The sequence below is a fragment of the Herbiconiux liukaitaii genome (genome assembly GCF_041927495.1).
GTDB lineage: Bacteria > Actinomycetota > Actinomycetes > Actinomycetales > Microbacteriaceae > Herbiconiux > Herbiconiux liukaitaii.
Genome location: NZ_JBHFHG010000007.1, coordinates 169,383 through 191,407, shown reverse-complemented (window position 1 = coordinate 191,407; position 22,025 = coordinate 169,383). Strand labels below are relative to the sequence as shown.

Annotated in this window: 21 protein-coding genes; 7 read left to right on the top strand and 14 right to left on the bottom strand. The window is 72.4% G+C overall.

Annotated features, from left to right (window positions below):
* Nucleotides 1-16: 16 nt before the first annotated feature.
* The 4 genes from ACEXQC_RS15350 to ACEXQC_RS15335 form a co-directional block, all read right to left on the bottom strand.
* Complete coding sequence (locus ACEXQC_RS15350; RefSeq protein ID WP_374824208.1) at nt 17-1,279, bottom strand: MFS transporter; 1,263 nt, start codon at nt 1,277-1,279, stop codon at nt 17-19.
* Nucleotides 1,279-2,520, bottom strand: a complete 1,242-nt coding sequence (locus tag ACEXQC_RS15345) for an NAD(P)/FAD-dependent oxidoreductase (RefSeq protein WP_374824205.1) — start codon at nt 2,518-2,520, stop codon at nt 1,279-1,281. Before ACEXQC_RS15345 ends, ACEXQC_RS15350 begins: the two co-directional genes overlap by 1 nt.
* Before the next feature lie 4 nt (nt 2,521-2,524).
* Entirely contained in the window at nt 2,525-3,826 is a 1,302-nt protein-coding gene (locus tag ACEXQC_RS15340) for a helix-turn-helix domain-containing protein (protein WP_374824202.1), read from the bottom strand.
* A gap of 92 nt (nt 3,827-3,918) precedes the next feature.
* The gene (locus ACEXQC_RS15335; protein WP_374824199.1) at nt 3,919-4,269 is read right to left on the bottom strand and encodes a UBP-type zinc finger domain-containing protein; all 351 of its coding nucleotides are present in this window, start codon (nt 4,267-4,269) and stop codon (nt 3,919-3,921) included.
* A gap of 132 nt (nt 4,270-4,401) precedes the next feature.
* On the opposite strand from ACEXQC_RS15335, the gene ACEXQC_RS15330 reads away from it, so the two are divergent.
* The gene (locus tag ACEXQC_RS15330) at nt 4,402-4,998 is read left to right on the top strand and encodes an MmyB family transcriptional regulator (RefSeq protein WP_374824196.1); all 597 of its coding nucleotides are present in this window, start codon (nt 4,402-4,404) and stop codon (nt 4,996-4,998) included.
* Here ACEXQC_RS15330 and ACEXQC_RS15325 read toward each other — a convergent pair.
* Both ACEXQC_RS15325 and ACEXQC_RS15320 read right to left on the bottom strand, forming a co-directional pair.
* Nucleotides 4,976-5,506: an MmyB family transcriptional regulator gene (locus ACEXQC_RS15325; RefSeq protein WP_374824193.1), complete on the bottom strand. Its 531-nt coding sequence runs from the start codon at nt 5,504-5,506 to the stop codon at nt 4,976-4,978. The genes ACEXQC_RS15330 and ACEXQC_RS15325 overlap by 23 nt on opposite strands.
* A gap of 6 nt (nt 5,507-5,512) precedes the next feature.
* On the bottom strand, nt 5,513-5,851 hold the full coding sequence (locus tag ACEXQC_RS15320) for a helix-turn-helix domain-containing protein (RefSeq protein WP_374824190.1): 339 nt from the start codon (nt 5,849-5,851) through the stop codon (nt 5,513-5,515).
* Between the two features lie 142 nt (nt 5,852-5,993).
* On the opposite strand from ACEXQC_RS15320, the gene ACEXQC_RS15315 reads away from it, so the two are divergent.
* Complete coding sequence (locus ACEXQC_RS15315; protein WP_374824187.1) at nt 5,994-7,040, top strand: cupin domain-containing protein; 1,047 nt, start codon at nt 5,994-5,996, stop codon at nt 7,038-7,040.
* A gap of 54 nt (nt 7,041-7,094) precedes the next feature.
* Here the strand turns inward: ACEXQC_RS15315 and ACEXQC_RS15310 are convergent, their stop codons facing one another.
* Nucleotides 7,095-7,889, bottom strand: coding sequence for a DUF2510 domain-containing protein (locus ACEXQC_RS15310; RefSeq protein WP_374824185.1), 795 nt, complete (start codon nt 7,887-7,889; stop codon nt 7,095-7,097).
* A gap of 107 nt (nt 7,890-7,996) precedes the next feature.
* On the opposite strand from ACEXQC_RS15310, the gene ACEXQC_RS15305 reads away from it, so the two are divergent.
* The 4 genes from ACEXQC_RS15305 to mtnB are packed head-to-tail and all read left to right on the top strand — an operon-like array spanning nt 7,997 to nt 12,072.
* Entirely contained in the window at nt 7,997-9,259 is a 1,263-nt protein-coding gene (locus ACEXQC_RS15305) for a translation initiation factor eIF-2B alpha/beta/delta subunit family protein (protein WP_374824182.1), read from the top strand.
* Nucleotides 9,256-10,560, top strand: coding sequence for a phosphotransferase (locus ACEXQC_RS15300; RefSeq protein ID WP_374824179.1), 1,305 nt, complete (start codon nt 9,256-9,258; stop codon nt 10,558-10,560). Before ACEXQC_RS15305 ends, ACEXQC_RS15300 begins: the two co-directional genes overlap by 4 nt.
* A gap of 40 nt (nt 10,561-10,600) precedes the next feature.
* On the top strand, nt 10,601-11,350 hold the full coding sequence (gene mtnC / locus ACEXQC_RS15295) for an acireductone synthase (RefSeq protein WP_374824176.1): 750 nt from the start codon (nt 10,601-10,603) through the stop codon (nt 11,348-11,350).
* A complete protein-coding gene (gene mtnB, locus ACEXQC_RS15290; protein WP_374824173.1) occupies nt 11,347-12,072 on the top strand; it encodes a methylthioribulose 1-phosphate dehydratase in 726 nt (241 codons plus the stop codon). The genes mtnC and mtnB overlap by 4 nt, the downstream gene beginning before the upstream one ends.
* 77 nt (nt 12,073-12,149) lie before the next feature.
* Here mtnB and ACEXQC_RS15285 read toward each other — a convergent pair whose 3' ends face one another.
* From ACEXQC_RS15285 to ACEXQC_RS15260, 6 genes are all read right to left on the bottom strand, one after another.
* A complete protein-coding gene (locus ACEXQC_RS15285; RefSeq protein ID WP_374824171.1) occupies nt 12,150-13,697 on the bottom strand; it encodes an FAD-dependent monooxygenase in 1,548 nt (515 codons plus the stop codon).
* A gap of 126 nt (nt 13,698-13,823) precedes the next feature.
* Nucleotides 13,824-14,690: an aminodeoxychorismate lyase gene (locus ACEXQC_RS15280; protein WP_374824168.1), complete on the bottom strand. Its 867-nt coding sequence runs from the start codon at nt 14,688-14,690 to the stop codon at nt 13,824-13,826.
* A 114-nt stretch (nt 14,691-14,804) separates the two neighbouring features.
* Complete coding sequence (locus tag ACEXQC_RS15275) at nt 14,805-16,094, bottom strand: S-methyl-5-thioribose kinase (RefSeq protein WP_374824165.1); 1,290 nt, start codon at nt 16,092-16,094, stop codon at nt 14,805-14,807.
* Nucleotides 16,095-16,111: 17 nt separating this feature from the next.
* Nucleotides 16,112-17,227 carry an ABC transporter permease gene (locus ACEXQC_RS15270; protein WP_374824162.1) on the bottom strand — a complete coding sequence of 372 codons (1,116 nt, stop codon included), beginning with the start codon at nt 17,225-17,227 and terminating at the stop codon, nt 16,112-16,114.
* Nucleotides 17,224-18,747, bottom strand: a complete 1,524-nt coding sequence (locus ACEXQC_RS15265; protein WP_374824159.1) for a sugar ABC transporter ATP-binding protein — start codon at nt 18,745-18,747, stop codon at nt 17,224-17,226. The genes ACEXQC_RS15270 and ACEXQC_RS15265 overlap by 4 nt, the downstream gene beginning before the upstream one ends.
* 86 nt (nt 18,748-18,833) lie before the next feature.
* A complete protein-coding gene (locus tag ACEXQC_RS15260; protein ID WP_374824156.1) occupies nt 18,834-19,934 on the bottom strand; it encodes a substrate-binding domain-containing protein in 1,101 nt (366 codons plus the stop codon).
* A 218-nt stretch (nt 19,935-20,152) separates the two neighbouring features.
* Here ACEXQC_RS15260 and ACEXQC_RS15255 point away from each other — a divergent pair, with 218 nt between their 5' ends.
* Nucleotides 20,153-20,728 (top strand): 1,2-dihydroxy-3-keto-5-methylthiopentene dioxygenase, encoded by a 576-nt coding sequence (locus ACEXQC_RS15255; RefSeq protein ID WP_374824153.1) that lies wholly within the window; start codon nt 20,153-20,155, stop codon nt 20,726-20,728.
* Here ACEXQC_RS15255 and ACEXQC_RS15250 read toward each other — a convergent pair.
* On the bottom strand, nt 20,725-21,918 hold the full coding sequence (locus tag ACEXQC_RS15250) for a VIT1/CCC1 transporter family protein (RefSeq protein WP_374824150.1): 1,194 nt from the start codon (nt 21,916-21,918) through the stop codon (nt 20,725-20,727). The genes ACEXQC_RS15255 and ACEXQC_RS15250 overlap by 4 nt on opposite strands.
* Nucleotides 21,919-22,025 lie beyond the last annotated feature (107 nt).

The following is a 22,025-nucleotide window of genomic DNA, read 5'->3' as shown; positions in this document are numbered from 1 at the left end:
CCGCGCGCGCCCTCCCTCAGGCGCGGGGCGCCCCTCGGCGCATGAGAAGGCCCGACGTCACGGTGGCCGCGAGCACGAGCGCCACGAACACGAGCAGCACGGGCGTGGGCGGCTCCACGAGCAGCACGGCTCCGATCGCGAGCACGGGCAGTGCGAGGCCCGCGTAGGCCACGAGGAACATGAGCGCGAGGCTCTCACCCTTGCGAGCAGGATCGGCGACCGCCACGGCCGTGCCGAGCGCGCCCTTGAAGAGCACTCCCACCCCCAGCCCGGCGAGCACACCACCCGCGAGGAACACGACCAGCAGCGGAGCGACGGCCCCGATCGCCACGCCCACGAGCCCCACCGCGCACCCCGCCACCGCGACCGTCAGCTGCGTGCGCAACCCGACCCGCGCGAGCAGGATCTGCCCGGCCGCCGCCGCGGCGAAGACCGAGAACGTGGTGGCGCCCGCGAGCAGGTGATCGCCCTGGCGGAACGTGGTGACGAGGAAGGTCGGGGCCAGCGAGGTGAAGAGCCCCAGCACGGCGAACCCCGAGAAGGCCCCGAACGCCGCGATGAGGAACGCCCGCCGCGACTGCCGCGGCACCGAGACTCGCTGCGGCCGCCAGCGCGGCGGGTCGCTCGGCACCTCCACCGTCTCGGGCACCATGAGCAGCACCAGGGCGGCCACGAGCAGCACCACGAGGAACACGACGTGCGGCAGCAGGAGCGGGTCGGGCAGGAACTCGGCGAACACCCCGCCGATGAGCGGGCCGAGCGCGAGCCCCCCGAGGTTCGCAGCTCCCGAGACCGAAGCGGCCACGATGCTGTTCTCGTCCGGCCTCGCCACCCGCCGGAGCTCGCCGAGGTGGGCGGTGGCGGTGGCGGTGAGGATGCCGATGCTCGCGCCGTTCACGATCCGCGCCACGATGAGGCCGGGCACCTCCGACCAGAACACGAACATGAGCGCGCTGAGCGCCGAGAGCAGCACGGCGATGAGCAGCACCCGACGGCGACCCACCCAGTCGCTCACGTGGCCGAAGAGGTAGAGGCTGATCATGACACCCACGGCGTAGGCGGCGAAGATGACGGTGATCGTGAACGTCGGGAAGCCGTCGCGCTGCTGGTAGAGCGGATAGAGCGGCGTGGGCACGGTGGAGTAGGCCATCACGAGCAGGAACGTGACGGCGATGATCCAGAAGCCGGCGGCGTGCCGCACCTGCGGCAGCGACCCGACCGCGCCGCGCGTCGTGCTCTTGGCCGTGCCCCTCATCTCGCTCTTCTTCTCGCCGCTCATCAGAACGTCTCCGCGAGGTAGCGGTGTGCGAAGGTCACGGCCATCGCCCCCTCGCCCACGGCCGACGCGACCCGCTTCACCGAGTTGCGCCGCACGTCGCCCGCGGCGAACGACCCGGGCACACTCGTCTCGAGGTAGAACGGCGGCCGCTCGAGCGGCCAGGTCGCCGCGAGTGCGGTGGGGTCGAGGTCGGGCCCCGTCACGAGGTAGCCGAGCCGGTCGCGCTGCAGCGGGGTGTCAGCCGCCCATCCGGTGTCCGGCGCTCCGCCGATGCAGACGAACAGGCGACTCGTCTCGACCGTCTGCCTGGTGCCGTCGCGGGTGTCCTCGAGCTCGATCGAAGCGAGCGAGTCGTCTCCGTCGAGCCTCGACACCCGGGTGTCGAGGAGGATGCGCACGTTCGGCTGCCTCGTGACCCGCTCGGCGAGGTAGCTCGAGAGCGTGTCGGAGAGGTTCGGTCCGCGCACCACCATGGTCACCCGTCGCGCGTGCGCCGAGAGGTTCATGACCGCCTGCCCCGCCGAGTTGCCGCCCCCCACCACGTAGACCTCCTCGCCCGCGCACTGCGGGGCCTCGCTCGTGCCCGCGCCGTAGTAGAGCCCGAGGCCGAGCAGGTCGTCCTCCCGGTCGAGCCCGAGCCGACGCCACTCGACCCCCGTGGCGCAGATGGTGGAGCGCGCCACCATGGTGCTGCCGTCGGTGAGCCTGGCGTGGATGCGGTGGTCGTGGAACTCCCCGCGGATCCCGCCGCGCATGAGCAGCAGCTCCGCTCCGAAGGTCACCGCCTGCTGGCGTGCCCGCTCCGCGAGCTCGGCGCCCGGGATGCCGCCGGGGAAGCCGAGGTAGTTCTCGATGAGGCTGCTCGACCCGGCCTGGCCGCCCACCGCCTCGCGCTCCACCAGCACGACCGAGAGACCCTCCGAGGCGGCGTACACCGCGGCGGAGAGCCCCGCCGGCCCTGCGCCGTAGATGGAGAGGTCGTACTCACGGAGGCGCGGCGTGCTCACCCAACCGAGTCTCGTGGCGATCTCGGTGAGATCCGGATCGTTCAGCCGGCTCCCGTCGGGCAGCACGACCACGGGCAGGCGCGCGTCGGCGAGCACGCAGCCGACGAGACGCACGCAGTCCGCATCCGTCTCGATCGGCGTCCAGTCGAAGTCGACGACGCTGCGGGTGAGGAAATCGCGGATCGCGTAGGCATCGCGGCTCTGCCTGCTGCCGTAGACGTGGACTCGTTGCATCCGTCTAGAACCTCCCGGTCGACTCCCACTGGCGGACGAGTTTGAGACACAGGTGCAGCGTGCTGCGGGCCACACCGTCGTCGAGGGCCTCGCGCACCACCTCCGGCATGTTCTCGAGGCGGTAGTAGAGCGTGGTGCGGTGCACGTGCAGCAGCTCGCACGCGGCGCGCACGTTGGCCCCGGCGTCGAGGTACTTCTCGATCGTGGTGCGCTGCACCGTGTCGCCACCGACGCACAGGGTGTGCGCGGCGGGGGAGTACGTGGCGAGGTCCACGCCCTCGCCGGCCACGGCATCCAGCAGCAGCCAGGTGCCGAGCTGCGAGATGTCGGCGCGACCGGCGTACCGGGCGGCGGCCTCAGGGGGCAGCCCCTGCAGAACACGGGCGGCCGTGAGGGCGCGTTCGGCTGCGGGCAGCAGGTCGTCTTCGCGACGGCCGGGGTGCGCCGTGCCGAGCGCCAGGAGGCGCACCGATTGCACGGCCGCCTCGCGCCTCGCGCTCTCCACGGCGGCGTCGGCGTGCTCGCTGCGCCCCGCGAGCAGGAGTGCACCCTCGCGCTCGCCGAGGAGCACGAGCGGTGTGGAGCGGAGCGCGGCGAGGTGACGGCCGAAGGCGATGCGTGCGATCGTGCTCACGGTCGGATCCAGCGCGATCGCGAGCACCACGGTGCCCGATCCCCGTTCGAGGACGTGCTGGGAGGCCGCGGCGGAGAACGCGCTGCGGCGCACGTGCACGTCGTCGGCGAGCAGGCGCGCCACGAGGGCCGCCCTGGTGCCCGAGGCGCTCGAGGGGGCGGATCCGGTCTGCGTGCCTGGCGTGCCCTGTGTGCCCTGTGTGCCTGCCGTGCCCTGTGTGCCCTGCATGCCGTGTGTGCCGGTCGTGCCCGGCGCGCTCAGCGCCCCCGGGTGTCCCGCGCGGCCGGTGCCCGAGAGCGCGTCGCGGGCGAGCAGCACGGCGGCGTCGACGGCCTCGAAGTCGGCCGAGCCGAGCGGCCGGAGCCCTCCGGTGATGAGCCACAGCACGGCGAGCGGCCCGTTCTCGTCGCGCACCGGAACGGCCAGTCGTGCACGACCGCCGAACGGAGCGAGCTCGATGGTCATGGGTCTGGGCGACTCGTTGACCTTGAGCCGATCGAGGTAGGCCCGCGCCTCGGAGGGGGCGCTGCGCCTCAGCAGCGTCGTGGTGCGCAGGGCGTCGATCTCCTCCCCCTGGGCGCTCGCCGCGAGCGGGCGGTACTGGAGGTCGTTGATCACGACGGAACGGCCGAGCGTGTCGGCGAGCTGGTCCACCACATCCTGGAGATTCATGCTGCCGCCACGGTAAGCCTCCACCGGCCGGCTCCGCGTGGCCCCCTGACTACCACCCAGGAATCGCGAGCGGAGGTGGGGGGCGCGCGGCGTCAGGAGAGCTGCGACTGCCAGTCGGCGGGCACCCGGTCGGCGGGGCCGGGGGTGGTCTGGGTGAGCGGATGCGCGTGCGGCGGCGCCAGGGTGGGGCCGTCGGTGTAGTCGTCGGTGTCGTAGTTCCAGAACCAGTCCTCGCCCGGCTCGAAGCTCTGGATCACGGGGTGCCCCGTGGAGCGGTAGTGCGCGGTGGCGTGCCGGTTGAGGGAGTCGTCGCAGCAGCCCACGTGCCCGCACGCGGCGCAGCGACGGAGGTGCAGCCACCAGCTGCCGGTCTGCTCGCACTCCACGCAGCCCGGCCCGCTCGGGGGGACGGATGCGTCGATGGCCTGCTCGTTCGCTGTCATGGGGCGATTCTGCTCCCGTGCGGGTTGTGGGGCAACGGCTCGAGTCGAGGGGGTTTCCGACAATCGTCGGCAGACGGTGCCCCCCGTGAGCGACTAGACCTGGGGCGACGGGTCGGCCGAAGGAGGACGGACATGGCGGAGGGCGCGGTGCCGGAGGACGGCGGGCCGGTGGACGGCGGGCTGGTGGACGGCGGGCCAGGCGACAGCGCAGCGCGGGAGAGGTTGCGTGCGCTCGTCGATGCGTGGCCGGGGGTGCCCGCGTTCGTGCACGACAGGCACCTCACCGTGGTGGTCTCGAACGCCATCGCGCGGGCGCTCACACCGAACTTCCGCGAGGGCATGAACCTCGCACGGTCGACGTTCCTCGATCCGGAGGTCGCCCGCACCCAGCCCGGCTGGCAGGCCCTCGCCGGCCAGGTGGCGGGGAGCCTCCGCGAGTCCCTCGACGAGAACGACGCCGACGACGCCTTCCGGAGCATCGTGGGCGAGCTCTCGGCGCACAGCCGCAGCTTCTCCGAGGCGTGGGCCGACGAGTCGGGCCCGACGGAGCCGACGGGATCGTGCCTGTTCCCGCACCGGGTGGTGGGCGACATGCACCTCGCCTTCCACCGCTTGCGGCCCCCCGGTCAGACCGACGACACCATGGTGGCGTGGCGGCCCGTCGACGACGCCTCCGCGCGGTCGCTCGCGATGCTGGCCGAGCTCGTCACGGGCGGGTCCGAAGCCTGAGGGCCAGGTCCTCCACCGCGAGGGCCGCCGGACTGCCCGCGGGGCACCAGTAGCTGAGCACCACGTACCCGGGGCTGTTCGGCACCTCGAGCACCTGCCACGAGAAGTCGACCCAGCCGTGCCCCTCGATGCGCATGCGGGTGGGGCCGGCCACGAGGGGGCGGGCGTCGTACCGTGCCCAGATCTCGCGGAACGCTCGGTGACGCACCGAGAGGATGCCCAGGATCTCCTGGAACCGCGGGTCGCGCGGCTCGCCGTGGTAGCGCAGCGCCGCCACCATCTGCGCGGCCTTCTCGTACCAGGCGGCGCGCTGCGCGGCGGCGTTCTCGGAGGTGGGGGAGCTCTCGAAGGCGGCGGCGCCGTCGAAGGTCGCCAGCACGAGATTCACGCCCTGGTTGAGGAACCCGGGGGCGAGCGCTTCGGCGAGCGGGGTCGAGGCCGCCACGTCGAGGTTGCGGTCGAGCACGACGGCCGGGGTGTCGGCCCACTGCGCGAGCAGCGCCTGCACTCCGGGTCACAGCTCCCGCCCGGCATCCGTCGGCACGTCGGCGGTGGCCTGAGCGCTCCTGGCGAGCCGGGTGAGGTAGCGCCGCGCATCGGGGTCGAGCTGCAGAGCGCGGCCCAGGGCGGCGAGCACCTGGTCGGAGGGCTGGTGCTCGCGACCCTGCTCGAGCCGCAGGTAGTACTCGGTGCTGATGCCGGCGAGCGAGGCCACCTCCTCGCGGCGCAGCCCAGGCACGCGGCGGGCCGTCGAGCCGGAGGCGGGTGTGCCCACGAGCCCAGCGGCCTCCGGTGTCACGAGCCCCCGGCGCGCGCGCAGGAACTCCCCGAGCGCTCCGCTCTCCTTCGCCATCCGGCCCGTCCCCACCCACCGCTCGACGTCATCTGCCAGACGTCGTTCCGAGCGTAGCGCCCGTCGGCCCGCCGAGCGCCGACGGGGAAGCTTCCGACTTCTTGACGTGGCCGCCGCCCGAGCCCCTGACTAGCGTGTCGCCATGACGAACCACTCCACCTCCCGCCACGTGCGATCGCTGCTCGAGGCCCCCGCCCAGCACGAGAGCCCCGCGGGCTCCATCCGTCGTCTCACCGCCGACGACTTCCCCCTGCTCGAGCGCCTGTCGATCAAGCGGCTCGTGCTCGAGCCCGGCAGCATCCGTGAACCGCACTGGCACGCCAACGCCCACGAGCTCGGCTACTGTCTGAGCGGTTCGCTGCTCGTCTCCATCCTCGACGACGGTAGCACCTTCTCCTCCTTCACCCTCACCGCGGGTCAGATGTTCACCGTCCCCTCCGGCTCGCTGCACCACCTCGAGAACATCGGCGACGACGCGGCGGAGGTGATCGTGGCGTTCTCGCACGAGCGCCCGGAGGACTTCTCGCTGCAGGCGGCGTTCGGCACGATGACGGATGCGGTGCTCGGCAACACCTACGACCTCGACGCGTCGGCGTTCGAGCCCCTCGTGCGCGACACCGGGTCGCGCGACATCGTGGTGCGGCAGGGGGAGCCCGTGGTGCCGGACACCGCCGGCTTCAGCAACCCGCACAAGTTCGACGTGGAGGGGCAGAACGCGCCGCTCAGCTATCCGTTCGCCCACGTCAAGCTCGCGCGGAGCCAGTTCTGGCCCGCGCTCGAGAACCTCTCGATGTACTCGCTCACCGTGGAGGAGAGCGGCATGCGGGAGCCGCACTGGCACCCGCGCACCGCCGAGATGGGCTACGTGCACCGGGGGCGGGCGCGCATGTCGATCCTCGACCCCGACGGCACCGTCGACACGTATCTGCTCGAGGCCGGTGACGTCTACTTCATCCCGCGCGCGTACCCGCACCAGATCGAGGTGCTCGGTGACGAGCAGATCCACTTCCTGATCTTCTTCGACCAGCCGACGCCCGGTGACATCGGCTACCGGGCCTCGGCCTCGGCGTTCTCCCGCCCTGTGCTCGCGGCCACGTTCGGGGTCGACGAGGCAACGCTGCCGTCGTTCCCGTTCACCCCGGCGGATCCGCTGCTCGTGGCGAGACGGAATCCCACCGACCCGGAGTGAGGGCGGCGGTATCGGGTGCCGTGGCCGGTGCCGCGGCCGGTGCCTCAGCGGGTGCTAGGCGGTGAGGCCCGGCATGGTGCTGACGCCGTTGCGGATGAGGTCGATCGTGAGGACGATGATCACGATCGACGCGATGATCGACATCGCGATGAGGGCGAACGACACCCACATCGGTGCGATGCCGCGACCCGAGCGGCGGCGCACCACGATGGAGCGCCCGATGGGGTAGACGGGGTTGAGGAACGCGAACGCCCAGTGGAACGGCTGGGCGTAGCCGCGGGCCAGGAGCCACTTGCGGTCGAAGAAGGCCAGCACGATGCCCACCGCGTAGACGGCCCAGGTGAGGAGGGTGCCGACGGCCTGCGCCGCGAGGGAGGCCGCGGAGGCCCCGCCGAACGGGTCGGTGGTGGCGGCCTGGAAGGGGGCGTTGATCTGCTGCTCGTAGTCGGCGAGTGTGAACGGCAGGGTGAGCAGGCCGATGAGGGGGAGGAGCGTGATGATCCAGATGAAGGGTCCGTACGCGGGAGTGCCCGGAGCCACCTTCGGGATGGGTGCGGGGCCCTGCGCCGGGTAGGGGTAGGGGTAGGCGTTCTGGGCCTGGCCCGGGTACCCGGGCTGGCCCGGGTACTGCGAGGGGGCGGCCGGGGTGAACTGGGGCTGCGGGGCCGGCTGGGACTGGGGGGCCGGCTGGGACTGGGGGGCCGGCTGGGACTGCGGTGCCGGCTGGGACTGGGGGGCCGGCTGGTAGTGCTCGGTCCAGGTCGTGCCGTCCCACCAACGGAGGGATCCTGACCCTGCCGGATCCTGGTGCCAGCCCGCCGGAGTGCGTCGGTGGTCGTTGTCGCTCACTGCATCCCCCTGCCGTTCACGGCCGAGCAGGCCGCCGCAGCCAGCTTAGGCGCGCATCCGTTCAGAGCGGAGCGGTATCCTCGGTGGGGGAAATCGACGGGATGCACATGACCACCACCGACACCGACTTCGACACCCGCGGGGTCGACGGCCTGCGCGTGCCCGCGCTCGACGACTCGGTGCGCGTGGAGGGCGGGGCTGTGCACATCCTCGATCGTCGCGTGTTCCCGGAGGCCGTGCAGTGGGTCACCGCCACCGATGCCGAGCAGGTGGCCTCGGCCATCGCGGCGATGGTGACGCAGAGCTCCGGACCGCTGTTCGCGGCCTACGCGGGGCTCGAGATCACGGCGCTGCAGGTGGCGGGCCTTCCTCCCGCGGCGGCACGCGAGCGCATGCGCGAGGCCGGGCGGGTGCTCGAGAGCGCGCGCCCCACGAACAACCACCCCCGCGAGGCCGTGGCCCACGTGCTCGCCGCGGTCGATCGCGCCCTCGCCGACCCCGGTGCGACCGACGTGGACTCGCGTGGCGCGGGCGCGCTCGGTGGCGGGTCGACCGCGGAGCTCGTGACGGCGGTCGTCGAGGCGGCCCGCGAGGGTGCGCGCCACTACCGCGAGCGCAGCCACCGCTTGGGTGCGGCGACCGTGGCTTTGCTGCCCGACGGTGCGCGCATCCTCACCCACTGCTGGATGGACACCTACCTCATCGAGCTCGTGCGCGCCGCCCGTGCCGCGGGCAAGCGCTTCGAGTGGATGGCCACCGAGACCCGGCCCTACCTGCAGGGCGCCAGGCTCACCGCGCACACCCTCGCCGAGCTCGGGGAGCGCGTGACGCTCATCACCGACGGCATGGGGGCGGCAGCGCTCGCCGCGGGACGCGCCACAGCGGCGAGCGGGATCGCCGGGCTCGGCGCCGCCGGTGGGTCTCGGGCGGCCGGTGGGATCGGCGGGTCGGATGCGGCCAGCGTGCTCGGCGGGGTCAGCGGTGGCGGCCGGACCGGTGGGATCGGGCCCATCGATGCGCTCGTGACGGCGGCGGATCGGGTGTCGCTCGACGGCAGCGTCGTGAACAAGGTGGGCACGCTCGGTCTCGCCGTGGCCGCCCACGCCTTCGACGTGCCGTTCTACGCGCTCGTGCAGGCACCGGATCCGGAGGCCCCCACCGCCGACGACATCGTGGTGGAGTCGCGCGACCCCGCCGAGGTGCTGCACACCCTCGGCCGGCGCACGGCCTCCCCGCTCGTCACCGAGGCCTGGTACCCGGCCTTCGACGTCACGCCCGCCCGCTTCGTCACACGCATCGTGACCGACCGCGGAGCCTTCGAGCCCGCACGGGTCGGCGAGCTCTACGCCGCCGCGGGGGAGCGCGCATGAGCGTGCCCGAGTACGACCTGCTCGTCACCGCCGACGACGTCATCGCCCACCTGGCCCGCCGCGACCTCCTGCACCACGTGCTCGGAGGCGATGCGGATGCCGCGGACCCCATCGAGCCAGAGCGCGCCGGTACCATCGCGCCCAGTGCCGGTGCCGGCGGGGGTGCGGATGCGGGTTCCCCGACCGGTGACGGGCGCGCGGCGATCCGGGTGGTCGAGGTGACCGCGGGCAACATGAACCGCGTGTTCTTGGCGCGTGGCCCCGCGGGGTCGCTCGCCGTCAAGCAGGCGCCGCCGTGGGTGCAGGTCGCGGGTCCGGACTGGCCCATCGACCCCACCCGCATCGCCTCCGAGGCCCGCACCTACGAGCTGCTCGCCGAGCGGGTGCCGGAATCGATCCCGCACATCGTCGACTTCGACGAGTCGCGCTTCGTGCTCGTCATGGAGGACCTCTCCGACCTCGCCGTGCTGCGCGACGCCCTCGTGCGCCGCATCTCGACACCCGGCGACGCCCTCGAGATCGACTTCACCGACCTCGGATCCGTGGTCGGCCGCTTCGTGGGCGAGCTCGCCGTCGCGACCTCGGCGCTCGCCCTCGGTGACGAGGAGCACGCCCGCCTCATCGAGCTCGCCGCGAACCCGGAGCTCTGCGCCCTCACCATCGACGTCGTGCTCGACGAGCCCTACCGCGAGCACGAGCACAACCACTGGCACCCGTCGCTCGAGCAGCGCGTGCGGGCCCTGCACGCCGACGCCGACGGGGCCGTGCGAGCTGCTGTCGCGCGCATCCGCGAGGTGTTCGAGACCAGGCACGAAGCGCTCGTGCACGGCGACCTGCACAGCGGATCGGTCATGATCGGCCGTCGTGACGGCGTGCAGCACGTCAAGGTCTTCGACCCCGAGTTCAGCTTCGTGGGGCCCATCGGGCTCGACCTCGGACTGTTCTGGGCCAACCTCGAGCTCGCGGCCCTCGCGGCCTCGGTCGTGGGGGACGAGGAGCTCGCCACCCGGCGCTACTCGGCCGTGACGGCGTCGCTCGAGGCCTTCGCCTCGGTGTGGCTCGCGGCGGGGCACGACGAGGAGTCGCTCGCCCGCATCGTGCGCGATGCCTGGGGGTTCGCGGGAGTGGAGGGCATCCGTCGCGCGGCGGGCTACTCGCACGCCGCCGACATCGAGTCGCTCCCCTCCGCCCTCCTCCCGGAGGCCTCCGCCCGCCTCTTCGACGCCGCCCTCCACCACCTCCTCACGGGCGAGCCAGCGCCGTCTGCGCCGGGCACCCCGACCGAGCCCACCGGCCCGTGACACCGTTCTCGTCCCCCATCCCCCTCCCGAGGAGCGCACCGTGACCGAAGACAGCACCCCCACTCCCACGCCCGACCCCCTCGCCATCTCGGCGCGCGCCGTGGTGGTCGACATCGAGGGCACCACGAGCGCCGCGGGCTTCATCCTGGGCGACCTCTACGACTACGCCCGCCCCCGCCTCGCCGCCTGGCTCGACGACCACGCCGCCGATCCCGCCATCGCCGAGGCCCGCGCCCAGGTCATCCACGACGCCGACCTCGCCACCGATGCCTCGACCGACCAGATCGTGGCGGTCATGCACGAGTGGATGGAGCGCGACGTGAAGGCCACCCCGCTCAAGACCGTGCAGGGCCAGATCTGGGCCGAGGGCTTCGCACGCGGAGAGATCTCGTCGCACTTCTTCGACGACGTCATCCCCGAGCTGCGGGCCTGGCACGAGCAGGGAGTGGGCCTCGCGGTGTTCTCGTCGGGCTCGATCGCCTCGCAGGTGCCGTGGTTCCGGCACTCGCCCGACGGCGACCTCACGGGGCTCATCACCGACTTCTTCGACACCGTGAGCGCGGGCCCCAAGAAGGAGACCTCCTCCTACGACGCCATCGCGGCGGCGCTCGGCATCCCTGCGGCGGAGCTCGTGTTCTTCACCGACAACCCCGGGGAGGTGGAGGCGGCCCTCGCGGCCGGCTGGCAGGTCGTGGCCTTCTCGCGCGAGGGCGAGCCGTTCTTCGAGGCCGACTTCGGCGAGGCCGCCGTGGTGTCGTCGTTCGCCGACGTCGAGGTGGTCGCCCCGTGACCGAGGCGGGTGCTGCGGGCGATTCGGGCGGGGCGCCCGTCGTGGCGCACGTGCTGGGTGACGGCGTGGTCGACGATGCCTCGCTCGCCGCAGCCGGGGCATCCCTGGCCGCCGAGTCGGCGCGCTTCGCCGGCCTCGGCTGGATGCCGGGCACGGCCGGCAACCTCTCGGTCACCCTGGCGCGCGACCCGCTGCGCCTCGCGGTCACGGCCTCCGGCCTCGACAAGGGCGAGCTCACCTCCGCCGACATCGTGCTCATCGACGGCGACGGCGAATGGGTTCCGGATGCGCCGGCCGACGACGTCACGGCCCGGCTGGGCCTCGCGCGCAAGCCGTCGGCGGAGGCCGGGCTGCACGCGCGGATCGCGGCGGTCACCGGAGCAGGTGCGGTCATCCACGTGCACGCGCTCGCGGCGGTGCGGGCCGCGCACGCCTGGCCGGAGGGGGTCGTGCTGCACGACCTCGAGATGCTGAAGGGCATCGGGCACTCGGCGCACGGCGAGCGGGTGGTGCTGCCCGTGGTGCAGAACCACCAGGACATGCGGGTGCTCGGCGACGACTTCGAGCGCGTCTACCTGCCGCGCACGCGCGACGTGGCGGAGGTGCCTGCGCTGCTCGTGGCGAGCCACGGCATCTACGCCTGGGGCGCCGACCTGCGCCAGGCCCGCTGGCACCTCGAACTCACAGAGGCCCTCCTCCAGATAGCCCTCGCCACCCGCTAGCTCGCCGGCTCCACCTCTGGCGAGGCGGGCATCATCTGAGGAGCGGCGGGCCCCACCGTCGGCCCCGCGGGCCCCACCTACCGCGCTGCGTACCCGAGGTGCGCGCCGTAGTCCGCGACCCCCGCCTCGACGTCGGGGCCGATGTGGCCCACGTAGCCATCGGGGCGCACGATCACCACCCCTCCCGCGGCGAGCCCGGTGGATCGCCGGAGTTCGGCGGTGTCGTGGTCGGTGACGATCAGCTCCGTCACCCAGTCCCTCTGCCCGCCGCTCTCCCCGTCCGTCGTCCAGTCGGTCGACCGTGTGGCCGGCGCCCCGTTCGCAGCGGGCAGCAGGATGGCCAGGTGGTTCGGCCGCCCCGCCAGCCCGCGCGCCACGATCGTGTCCGGCAGGTGCAGGAAGTCGCCAGGCCGGAGCGACTTGCCCGACCCGGAGACGACGGGGCTGTCGCGGTAGCGCACGTTCTGCTGCTCGACCGTGCCCGCGAGGCGTTCGGCCACTGCGGGCAGCTCGAGCCCCAGGTGGATCAGGATGTTGCGGGCGTGCTGGGCCACGGGATTGCTCAGGGTGCCGACCGTCGACAGTCGGGTCGTGAACGCGATCACGGAGGCCGCGACGGGATGGCGTTCGGCGTGATAGCTGTCGAGGAGGGCAGACGCATCGCCGACCCCCGGCTGCGCGGCTGCGGCGAGCTTCCAGCCGAGGTTCATCGCATCCTGCATTCCCGTGTTCATGCCGAGCCCACCGGCCGGGCTGTGGATGTGCGCTGCATCGCCCGCCAGGAACACCCGGCCGTCGCGATACCGCGGAACCTGTCCGTGCTTGAGCTGCACGCGGGTGAGCCAGTGCGACTCGCGGATGTGCAGGCGCACGCCGCGCTCGTCCAGCGCATCCTGCAGCCATTCGATGGTGACGGGCCGTTCAGGATCTGTGTCGGGAGCGAGCTGCGCGAAGACCCGCACCCGGTCGCCGGGGAGCGCGAAGAGCAGGCCCGTCGCCTTGCCGGGTGCGAAGAAGGTGTGGAACGAGGATCGGTCGTAGTCGTGATCGCCCTCCACGTCGCCCAGCAGGAAGTCCTCTCCGGCGAACGAGCCCTCCAGCTTCTGCCCCATTCCGTGGCGCACGACGCTGCGGGCGCCATCAGCCCCCACGAGGTAGCGTGCTCGCACCCGGTGCGACTCACCGTCCGCCCCGGTGAACTCGGCGTCGACCCCGTCGGCATCCTGGCTGTACCCGGTCAGGGTGCTCGAACGCTCCACCGTGACTCCGAGTTCGGTCAGCCGACCGGTCAGCACCGCCTCGGTGTCGGTCTGCGCGAGTGCCGCCGAATAGGGGTGCACGGCATCGATCGATTCGAAGGAGATCTGCGCCACGGTCGTGTCGCCGGCGTGCATCTGCATGCCGCGGGCCACGACGGCGTGCGCCATGAGGGCATCGAGGGCGCCGAGCGCTTCGATGTGGTCGAGCGACCGTGAGTGCACGACGATCGCTCGGGACTCGGTCGTCGGGGCGGGGAGGGACTCGATGATGCGCACGGGGGTTCCGCGCCGCGCCAATTCTGCGGCGAGCACGAGCCCGACGGGGCCCGCGCCGGCGATGAGCACGTCGGTGATGGTCGCGGTCATGCGCGGTGCCTCCCTGTCGCGGCGGGGTGAGTGGCCGCATCCGCTCACAGCATGTCAGACCGCGCGGGGGCGCGGCAGGCCCCCATGAGGGCGGGTTCTGGGCGCGCTGGGGGAGTCGTCGCCGGGTCAGAGGCCGAACGTGCGCTCGAGGAGCAGGCGGGTGAGGACGGCGTCGACGGGGAGCGGGTGGCCGTCGAGCTCGCGCACGGGTGCGAGCAGTCGGCCGCTCGAGAGCAGCCAGAGGCCGTCGGCGGCCACGAGCTCGTGCGGGGCGAGCACGGCTTCGGCGGTCTCGAAGCCGAGGTCGCGCAGGGTCTCGAACACCGCGGCCTGCGTGGTGCCGGCGAGGATGCCGAGGTCGAGGCGCGGAGTGCGGAAGGTGTCGCCGTGCCGCACGAGCACGTTGGAGGTGGGCCCCTCGAGCACCACGTCGTCGGAGCTCACGAAGATCACGTCGTCGGCCCCGCGCCTGGCGGCTTCGCGCAGGGCGGCCTTGTTCACCGCGTACGAGAGCGTCTTGGCGCCCTGCAGCAGCCACGGCGAGGTCTGCGCCACATCGTGCTTGTAGCCGCGGTCGAGGGTCACCACGCGGATCCCCTGCTCGCGCGCCGGGCCGTGATCGGGCCCGCTCAGCACCTGCACCCATCCGCTCGCGCTGCTCTCGCCCTCGATGCCGCGGCTGTGCAGGAGCTTCACGAGCAGTTCGCGCTGGGGTGCCCGGGAGGCGACGCCCAGTCGCGCGGCGCGTTCGAAGGCCTCCACGTCGGGCTCGGGCAGGTCGAGCATCGCGGAGGAGTGCTTGAGCCGCTCGAGGTGCCGGGGCAGTTCGAGGAACCGCCCGTCGATGACCCCGATCGACTCGAACACCCCGTCGCCCCGAGTCACGGCCAGGTCGGCCACGTTGACCGAGGCCTCGGCCTGAGGCACCACGACCTCACCGCCCTCGCCACCCACGAACACCACGACATCGCCGTCCAGCACCACGTCACTCATCCCCCCAGTCTCCCCCACTCGCGCACCCCAGCCGCCCCGCGGGTAACGCAACGCACCTCTAACGCCCGAGGTGGGTCGTCTTGCGCTACCCCGCGACCGAGCCAGGGGCGGGGGTCAGGGGTGGATGGCGGCGCGGAGGGTGGCGAGGGTCTCGGCCGAGAGCGCCGTCACCGAGGGGATGCCGTGGCGGTTGAGCGCGAGGGCGCGGCCGGCGCGGAGTGCTCCACGGGCGGCCCGCTCGCGCAGCTCGGGCGGGAGCGTCTCGAGGTCGCTCGCCTTCGCGAAGCCCACGATGCGCCGGATGGTCTTGGCGGCGGCGAAGACGGCAGCGTCGTCGCGGATGCCGTCGAGCAGCCCCTCGAGCACGCCGTCGCCCCAGACCCGCGGGTCGACGCGGGAGGGCCAGAGGGAGCGGTACTCGGCCTCGAAGGCGTCCCATAGACGGGCCGGCAGGTCGAGGAGCTGCTCGGCGCGGTCGCTCTCGCCGAGCGCCTCCGCGCGCGCCGCCGCGAGCACGAGGTTGGCCCACAGCGCCCCGAGGTCGAACCCGGTGGGCCCCACGAACCCGAACTCACTGTCGAACGCCCGCACCGACGCCGTGCCCGACGCGCTTGCCACCGCGTCCGACGTGCCCGCCACCGCATCCGGGGTGCCCGCAGCGGGGCGCACGAAGACGGAGCCCGTGTGGAGGTCGCCGTGGATGAGGGACTGGGCCGTGGTCATGAACTTCCACTTCGCGAGCCCCATCTCGCGCACGAGCGCCGCGTCGCCGCGGAGCGCCTGCACGTCGGCCTCATTGCCGGGCAGCACCACGTTGTGCGGGTGCGGGATGTACGGCTCCGTGAACACGAGGTCCTCGGTGATCTGCGCGAGCTCCGGGTTGACCGCCCGCGCCACGAGGGCCTTGTGCTCGAGCGGATCGAGGCCGAGCGGCGAGGTGGCGAAGGCGGTGCGGGCCACGTAGCGCCCGATCTCCTCGGCCGCGTAGGCGTGCACCCGCCCCTCGTTGAGCTCGTTGCGCCACACCCGGTGGTCGCTGAGGTCTTCGAGGGCGAGCACGTAGTGCACCTCGTCGAAGTCGTGGAACGCGGGCACGTGCTCCGGGTCCGCCGCCGCGTGCGCCCCCAGCACGGTGGCCTCCCGCGTGGACCGCTCGCGGGTCATCGGCCACGACGGATCGGTGCGCACGTGCGGCAGCGACTGCTTGAGCACGAGCGAGGCGCCCGTCTCGTCGGCCACGATGAACACGAGGTTGAGATTGCCGTCACCGACCTCGCGCACCGAGGCGATGCGCGAGACGTCGATCCGCGAGCCCAGTGCGGGCCGGCTCGCGAGGTAGGCCACGACCGTCTCGGCGGTGAGCTGCGTGAAATCGGTGATGCTGTCGGTGGGGGAGTCGGTCATGCGCGGATCCTGCATCGCTACGAGGTCGAGGTGGTGGAACCGGCGGTCACCACGGTGCGCCGCCTGGAGAAGGTGAAGCTGAAGAGCAGGGCGATGAGGAGCACGATGCCCTTGCCGAAGTCCTGCGCGTAGTAGGGCAGCCCGATCATGGTGAACCCCGTCACCATGACCGCGATGAGCACGGCGCCGAGCGCCGTGCCCCACGCGTTCGGCCGGCCGATGCCGAGCACCGAGACGCCCACGAGCGCCACGGCCACCGCATCGAGCAGCAGAGAGTTGCCGGCGCTCACGTCGCCCTGACCGATGCGCGCCGCGAGCAGCAGCCCCGCGATCGAGGCGAGCAGACCGCAGCCCATGTAGGCGATCGTGCGGTACCACTGCACCCGGATGCCCGCGAGCCGCGCCGCCTCGGGGTTGGCGCCCACCGCGAACAGCGCGCGACCCCAGCGCGTGCGCTCGAGCAGGAACCACAGCAGCACCGTGATGACCACGAGGATGATGACGGGCACCGGCACGGGCCCGATCGACCCGCGGTCGAGCCACAGGAAGTCGGCGGTGAAGCGGCCGGGCGCCGTGGTGCCGTTCGACAGCGTCATCTGCGACGAGATGGACTTGCCGTCGACGATGATGAGCTTGAGGCCCACGATCACGAACATCGTGGTGAGCGTGGCGAGCAGATCCGGGATGCGCGCCACGACGATGAGGAACGCGTTGAGTGCTCCGATGAGCAGCCCGCAGACGAGCACGACCGAGACGGCGACACCGCCGACCTGGTTGCCGATCACCATCGTCCACGCCGCGATCGACACCGCGAAGCCCGCGGATGCCCCCACCGAGAGGTCGATGCCGCCGACGGTCATGGCCAGCATGACGCCGAGACCCGCGATGGCCGTGGGGGCGATGAACTTGAGCATGCCGAAGAAGTTCTCCGGCGTGCGGAAGTTCGGCTCGGTCACCACGAAGAAGAGGATGAGGGCGGCCGTGACGGCCACGAACCCCCACTTCACCACGAACGCGGCGACGCGCTCCGAGGTCTTAGCCGAGGCGGCGCGCGAGCGCGGTGTCTTGCCGGGGGTGCCGGGTGCGCCGGCGGGGGAGCCGCCGGTCGAGGTGCCCGTGGGGGTGCTGCTCATGGGGTTGATCCTTCGGGGGAGGACGGATGCGAGGTGCCGAGGAAGGCGCCGATGACGCTCTCCCTGGTGGTCTCGTCGGCGTACTGGTCGAGCTCGATGCGGCCGGCGACGAGCACCACGATGCGGTCGGCGACCTCGAAGATCTCGTCGACGTCGCTCGAGAGCACCACGGCGGCGGCACCGCCCGCGGCGATCGTGGCGAGGCGGGCGCCGATCTCGCGCCGGGCGGAGATGTCGACGCCGCGGAACGGTTCGTCGAGCAGGGCGAGCCGCGGATCGGCCGAGAGCCAGCGGCCCACGACGACCTTCTGCTGGTTGCCGCCCGAGAGGTCGTCGATCGACTCCTCCGGACCGGTGGTGACCACGGAGAGCGTGTCGATGACGGTCTCGGCCCGCGGGCGCTCGAGCTTCGACCGCAGCAGTCCACCGGCGCTGGACGCGCGGAGGAACGGGATCGTCACGTTGCGGAGCAGTGACCAGCCCGGCAGGATGCCCTGCCGCTGGCGGTCCTCCGGCACGAGCACGACGCCCGCGGCGATCGCGTCTCCCGGCCGCTTGGGCGCATAAGGCGCTCCGCCGAGGGTGAGGGAGCCTCCGACCGGCGTGGCCAACCCCGCGAGCACCTCGGCGAGCTCGGTCTTGCCGGCGCCGATGAGGCCCAGGATGCCCAGCACCTCGCCCGCGCGGATCTCGAGCGAGACGGGAGGGGCCTCCGGCAGCAGCGTGATGCCGTCGACGGTCGCGACGACCTCGTGGCCCCGCTGCGCCGCACCGCGGTCGTGCGAGAGCTCGGCGGCCCGCCCGAGCATGTCGTGCAGGATGCCGTGCCACTCGAACGGCCGCGCGCTCTCGCTCTGCACCCGCCCGTCGCGGAGCACCACGACACGATCGGCGAGGGCCTCGATCTCGCCGAAGCGGTGCGAGACGTAGACGATCGAGAGCCCGGTGGCGCGGAGGGATCGCAGCACCTCGAAGAGGCGCTCGGCCTCGGCGGCGGTGAGCGCGGAGGTGGGCTCGTCGAGGATGAGCAGTCGGGGAGTGCCGCGGAGTGCTCTGGCGAGCACCACGAGCTGCGCATCCGAGATTGCGAGGTCGGCGGCGTCGCGCCCGAGCACGGCCTCCGACCAGTCGAGGCCGAGGGTGGCGAGCGCCGCCCTCGCGTCGGCGAAGGCGGAGCTGCGCGAGCGCAGCGGGCGACGGGAGGCCTGGGCCAGGTCGTCGAGCGTGAGGTTCTCGGCCACGGTGAGCCCCGGCACGATGCCGTCGGCCACCTTCTGGTGCACGGCCGTGATGCCGAGCTGCCTCGCCTGCACGGGCGAGGAGAGGTGCACGGCCTCACCGCCCACCCGGATGGCGCCGCTGTAGCGGGGGTTGGCCCCCGAGAGCGCCTTGATCAGCGTGGACTTGCCGGCCCCGTTCGCTCCGAGCAGCGCCACGATCTCGCCGGCCGTGAACTCGAGCGTGACGTCGGTGAGCACCACGTTCGATCCGTAGGCCACCGACACGCCCGCAAGGGACACGACGCGTGCGTCGTGCCCCTCGTCAGGTGGCACCGGGGCTACGACGCTCGCGTCGCGCCCCCGGTTCGAATCGGATCGGTCGGAGGTCATCCGGAGACCGCGGGCAGCCAATCCGCCACGACGACGTCGGAGAGCTCGAGGCTCGGCTCGGCGGTGCGGAGCTCGGCCACGTTGGTGACCTCGTTCTCGGCGAGGAACTCCTGCGTGATGGTGATGGCCGGGAACAGCACCTCGGTCTCGTCGAGCTCACCCGCGAGGCTCAGGGCCAGGGTGCGCACGACGGCGGCGCCCACGGCGGCCGGGTCGGTGGCCGAGGTGGCGACCCACGGGCTGCCCTCGGCGTTCATGACCTCGAGGTCGGCGTTCGAGATGTCGATGCCGTAGACCTTCACCTTGTCTTGCAGGTTGTTCTGCTGCACAGCCAGAACAGTACCCTTCGTGATCTCGTCGTAGGGCGCGAAGATGGCCTGCACGTCGGGGTTCTGCTTGAGCGCTGCGTCGACGAGCGGCACGTTGTCGCTCGCCGTGGAGTCGGAGACCTCACCGGTGGAGAACACGACGTCGAGGTCGTTGTCGGCCACCACCTGGTCCCACACCTCGGCACGGCGGTCGAGGGGCGCGAAGCCCGTGGCCGAGACGTAGCCCACCTTGGCGCCCTCGCCCACGTCGGCGATGAGCTGCTCGAGCACACCCTCGGCCATCGACTTGTCGGACTGCGCCGTGACGATGACTCCCTCGGTGTCGGTGAGCGCGAGGTCGTAGACCACCACGGGGATGCCGGCCTCGACGGCTTTCGTGACGAGCGGCTGGATGGTGTCGGTCTGGCCGTGGTCGACGATGATGGCGTCGGGCTTCGCGGCGATGGCCTGCTCGAGGTCGCTCGCGTGCTTGGCGTTGTCGTTGCGCGCATCCGTGACCTGCAGGTCGATGTTGGCGAACGAGGCCTGCGCCTCGGCACCTGCGCCCCACGCCTCGAAGTAGTCGCCCGCGCCGCTCTGGCGCACGAGCGCCACGGTCACGGGGTCGTCGCCGTCGAAGGGCGCGGGCAGCGCGGCGGCGGCCGTGGGTGCCGCGGTCGAACCGGAGGTGGCGGCGGGGGTGCCGTTGGACTGCGCGCAACCGCTGACGGCGAGGGCGCCGGCGGCGACGAGGGCGGTGACGACCGCTGCTCTGCGGAGGATGGCCATGGGTGTCTCCTTCAGGAGGACGAGATGCTTCGGGACGGGATGCTGCAGGACTGGGTGCTTCAGTACAGGGTTCTTCGGAACGGGGTGCCGGGTCGGCGTGCTGTGATGACGGTTCGATTCAACCGCGACGGCATGGCGTGCGGCCAATCGTGTTTCATTCTGTTACTCCCGCGGGCAAGAAAGGGCCCTGTGCAGGAGAGGACGAATATCATGGAGCCATGACCCTCCTGACCGTGTGGAACGACACCGACCCCTCGACGCCCGAGCTGCAGACGCGCGACTTCGACACCATCCACGACGTGCTCGCCGGCCTCGGTGCGCGCTTCAGCCGCTGGGAGCTCAAGGAGCTGCCCGAGGGCGCCACCCAGGAGCAAGTGCTCGAGCTCTACCGCGACGAGATCGACGCCGTCAACGCCGCGCACGGCTATACCCTCGTCGACGTGGTCACGATCGAGCGCGACGACAGCCCCGCCTACCGCGAGCAGGCCGACGCCGCCCGCCAGAAGTTCCTCAACGAGCACCAGCACGACGACGACGAGGACCGCTTCTTCGCGAGCGGATCCGGCGTCTTCTACCTGCACGTCGGCGGCAAGGTGCACGCCGTGTTCTGCGAGGCGGGCGACCTGCTCTCGGTGCCGAAGGACACGACCCACTGGTTCGACATGGGCACGAACCCCGAGTACGTGTCGGTGCGCTTCTTCCACGACGACGACGGCTGGGTGGGCAACTTCACCGGCAGCGACGTGTCGAGCCGCTTCGCCACCTACGACGAGCTCGCCTCCGTCTCGGCCTAGCCGCCGAGGGACGCTCCGAAGAGGAGCCCCAGCACGTAGGTGACGCCGGCCGCGCTGTAGCCGATGGCGAGCTGCCGCAGCGCTCGCCGCAGCGGCGGCCCGCCCGAGAGCAGCCCCACCACGGCACCCGTGCCGAGCAGCGCGAGCCCCACGAGCACCGAGGCGAGCAGCACGGCCGCGAGGCCGCTGAGCCCGAACAGGTACGGCAGCACCGGGATGACCGCTCCCGACGCGAAGAAGCAGAACGACGAGAAGGCGGCCTGCCACGCGGTGCCGATCTCCTCGTGCTCGTCGGCGGGGGAATCGGATGCGCCGCTCCCCGCGGCCGGCGTGATCGACCCGGGTCCCTCGGCGCCGGGCGCGGTGAGCCCCGCGTCCCCCGCCCGCGGCAGGCGGATGGCGGAAGTCGCCGTCGTGAGCCCCCCGAACACGTCGCGCGCCTTCGCCTCGGCCTCCGGCTCGCTCATGCCGCGCGCCCGGTAGACGAGCGCGAGCTCATTGGCGTCGACGTCGAGCTGCGGCACGGCCGTGCTCGCCCGGAGGTCGGGCGTGGAGGCCGCCAGCAGCTCGCGCTGCGAGCGCACCGAGACGAACTCGCCCGCGCCCATCGAGAGCGCCCCGGCGAGGAGTCCGGCGATGCCCGTGGCGAGCACGAGCGAGGCGGGAACACCCGTGGCTCCGATGCCGAGCACGAGCGCGAGGTTCGAGACCAGGCCGTCGTTGGCGCCGAACACCGCGGCGCGGAAGGTGCCCGAGAGGCGGCTGCGCCCGCGTGCCGCGAGCCCCCGCACGACCTCGCCGTGGATGCGCTCGTCGGCGGCCATGGCGGCGGTCGCGTCCACGTCGGTGTCGTAGGGCGAGCGAGCCTCGGCGCGCTGCATGAGGGCGAGCACGAAGACCGAGCCGAAGCGGCGCGCCATGACGCCGAGCACGCGCGTGCGCACATCCGCTCGCCTCGGCTTGCCCACGTCGTCGCCGAGCAGCTCGAGCCAGTGGGTCTCGTGACGGCCCTCCGCGTCGGCGAGGGCCTCGAGGATGGCGCGTTCGGAGCCGGTGCGCCGCTGGGCGAGCTCGCGGTAGACCTGGGCCTCGGCGCGCTCGTCGGCGAGGTACTGCCGCCATCGGCGGAGGTCGGCCGGGGTCGGGGTGGGCGCCGCGGCGGCGGGCGCGGGAATAGGAGGAGTAGTCATGGGGATCGCCTACATCCTGGCAGTCGGCGGGCCGGCGCCGGGCCCGGATGCCGCGAATCCCAGGATTTCGAGCCCCCGAAACGGCGCCCGGACATCGCCTCGGGGGA

Coding starts and splice junctions, on each gene's coding strand:
- ACEXQC_RS15305 (WP_374824182.1), top strand. CDS start 7,997: ATGACCACCACCGACACCGACTTCGACACCCGCGGGGTCGACGGCCTG.
- ACEXQC_RS15255 (WP_374824153.1), top strand. CDS start 20,153: ATGACCCTCCTGACCGTGTGGAACGACACCGACCCCTCGACGCCCGAG.
- ACEXQC_RS15330 (WP_374824196.1), top strand. CDS start 4,402: ATGGCGGAGGGCGCGGTGCCGGAGGACGGCGGGCCGGTGGACGGCGGG.
- ACEXQC_RS15340 (WP_374824202.1), bottom strand. CDS start 3,826: ATGAATCTCCAGGATGTGGTGGACCAGCTCGCCGACACGCTCGGCCGT.
- ACEXQC_RS15260 (WP_374824156.1), bottom strand. CDS start 19,934: ATGGCCATCCTCCGCAGAGCAGCGGTCGTCACCGCCCTCGTCGCCGCC.
- ACEXQC_RS15300 (WP_374824179.1), top strand. CDS start 9,256: ATGAGCGTGCCCGAGTACGACCTGCTCGTCACCGCCGACGACGTCATC.
- ACEXQC_RS15270 (WP_374824162.1), bottom strand. CDS start 17,227: ATGAGCAGCACCCCCACGGGCACCTCGACCGGCGGCTCCCCCGCCGGC.
- ACEXQC_RS15285 (WP_374824171.1), bottom strand. CDS start 13,697: ATGACCGCGACCATCACCGACGTGCTCATCGCCGGCGCGGGCCCCGTC.
- ACEXQC_RS15250 (WP_374824150.1), bottom strand. CDS start 21,918: ATGACTACTCCTCCTATTCCCGCGCCCGCCGCCGCGGCGCCCACCCCG.
- ACEXQC_RS15350 (WP_374824208.1), bottom strand. CDS start 1,279: ATGAGCGGCGAGAAGAAGAGCGAGATGAGGGGCACGGCCAAGAGCACG.
- ACEXQC_RS15345 (WP_374824205.1), bottom strand. CDS start 2,520: ATGCAACGAGTCCACGTCTACGGCAGCAGGCAGAGCCGCGATGCCTAC.
- ACEXQC_RS15315 (WP_374824187.1), top strand. CDS start 5,994: ATGACGAACCACTCCACCTCCCGCCACGTGCGATCGCTGCTCGAGGCC.
- ACEXQC_RS15280 (WP_374824168.1), bottom strand. CDS start 14,690: ATGAGTGACGTGGTGCTGGACGGCGATGTCGTGGTGTTCGTGGGTGGC.
- ACEXQC_RS15335 (WP_374824199.1), bottom strand. CDS start 4,269: ATGACAGCGAACGAGCAGGCCATCGACGCATCCGTCCCCCCGAGCGGG.
- ACEXQC_RS15320 (WP_374824190.1), bottom strand. CDS start 5,851: ATGGCGAAGGAGAGCGGAGCGCTCGGGGAGTTCCTGCGCGCGCGCCGG.
- ACEXQC_RS15275 (WP_374824165.1), bottom strand. CDS start 16,094: ATGACCGACTCCCCCACCGACAGCATCACCGATTTCACGCAGCTCACC.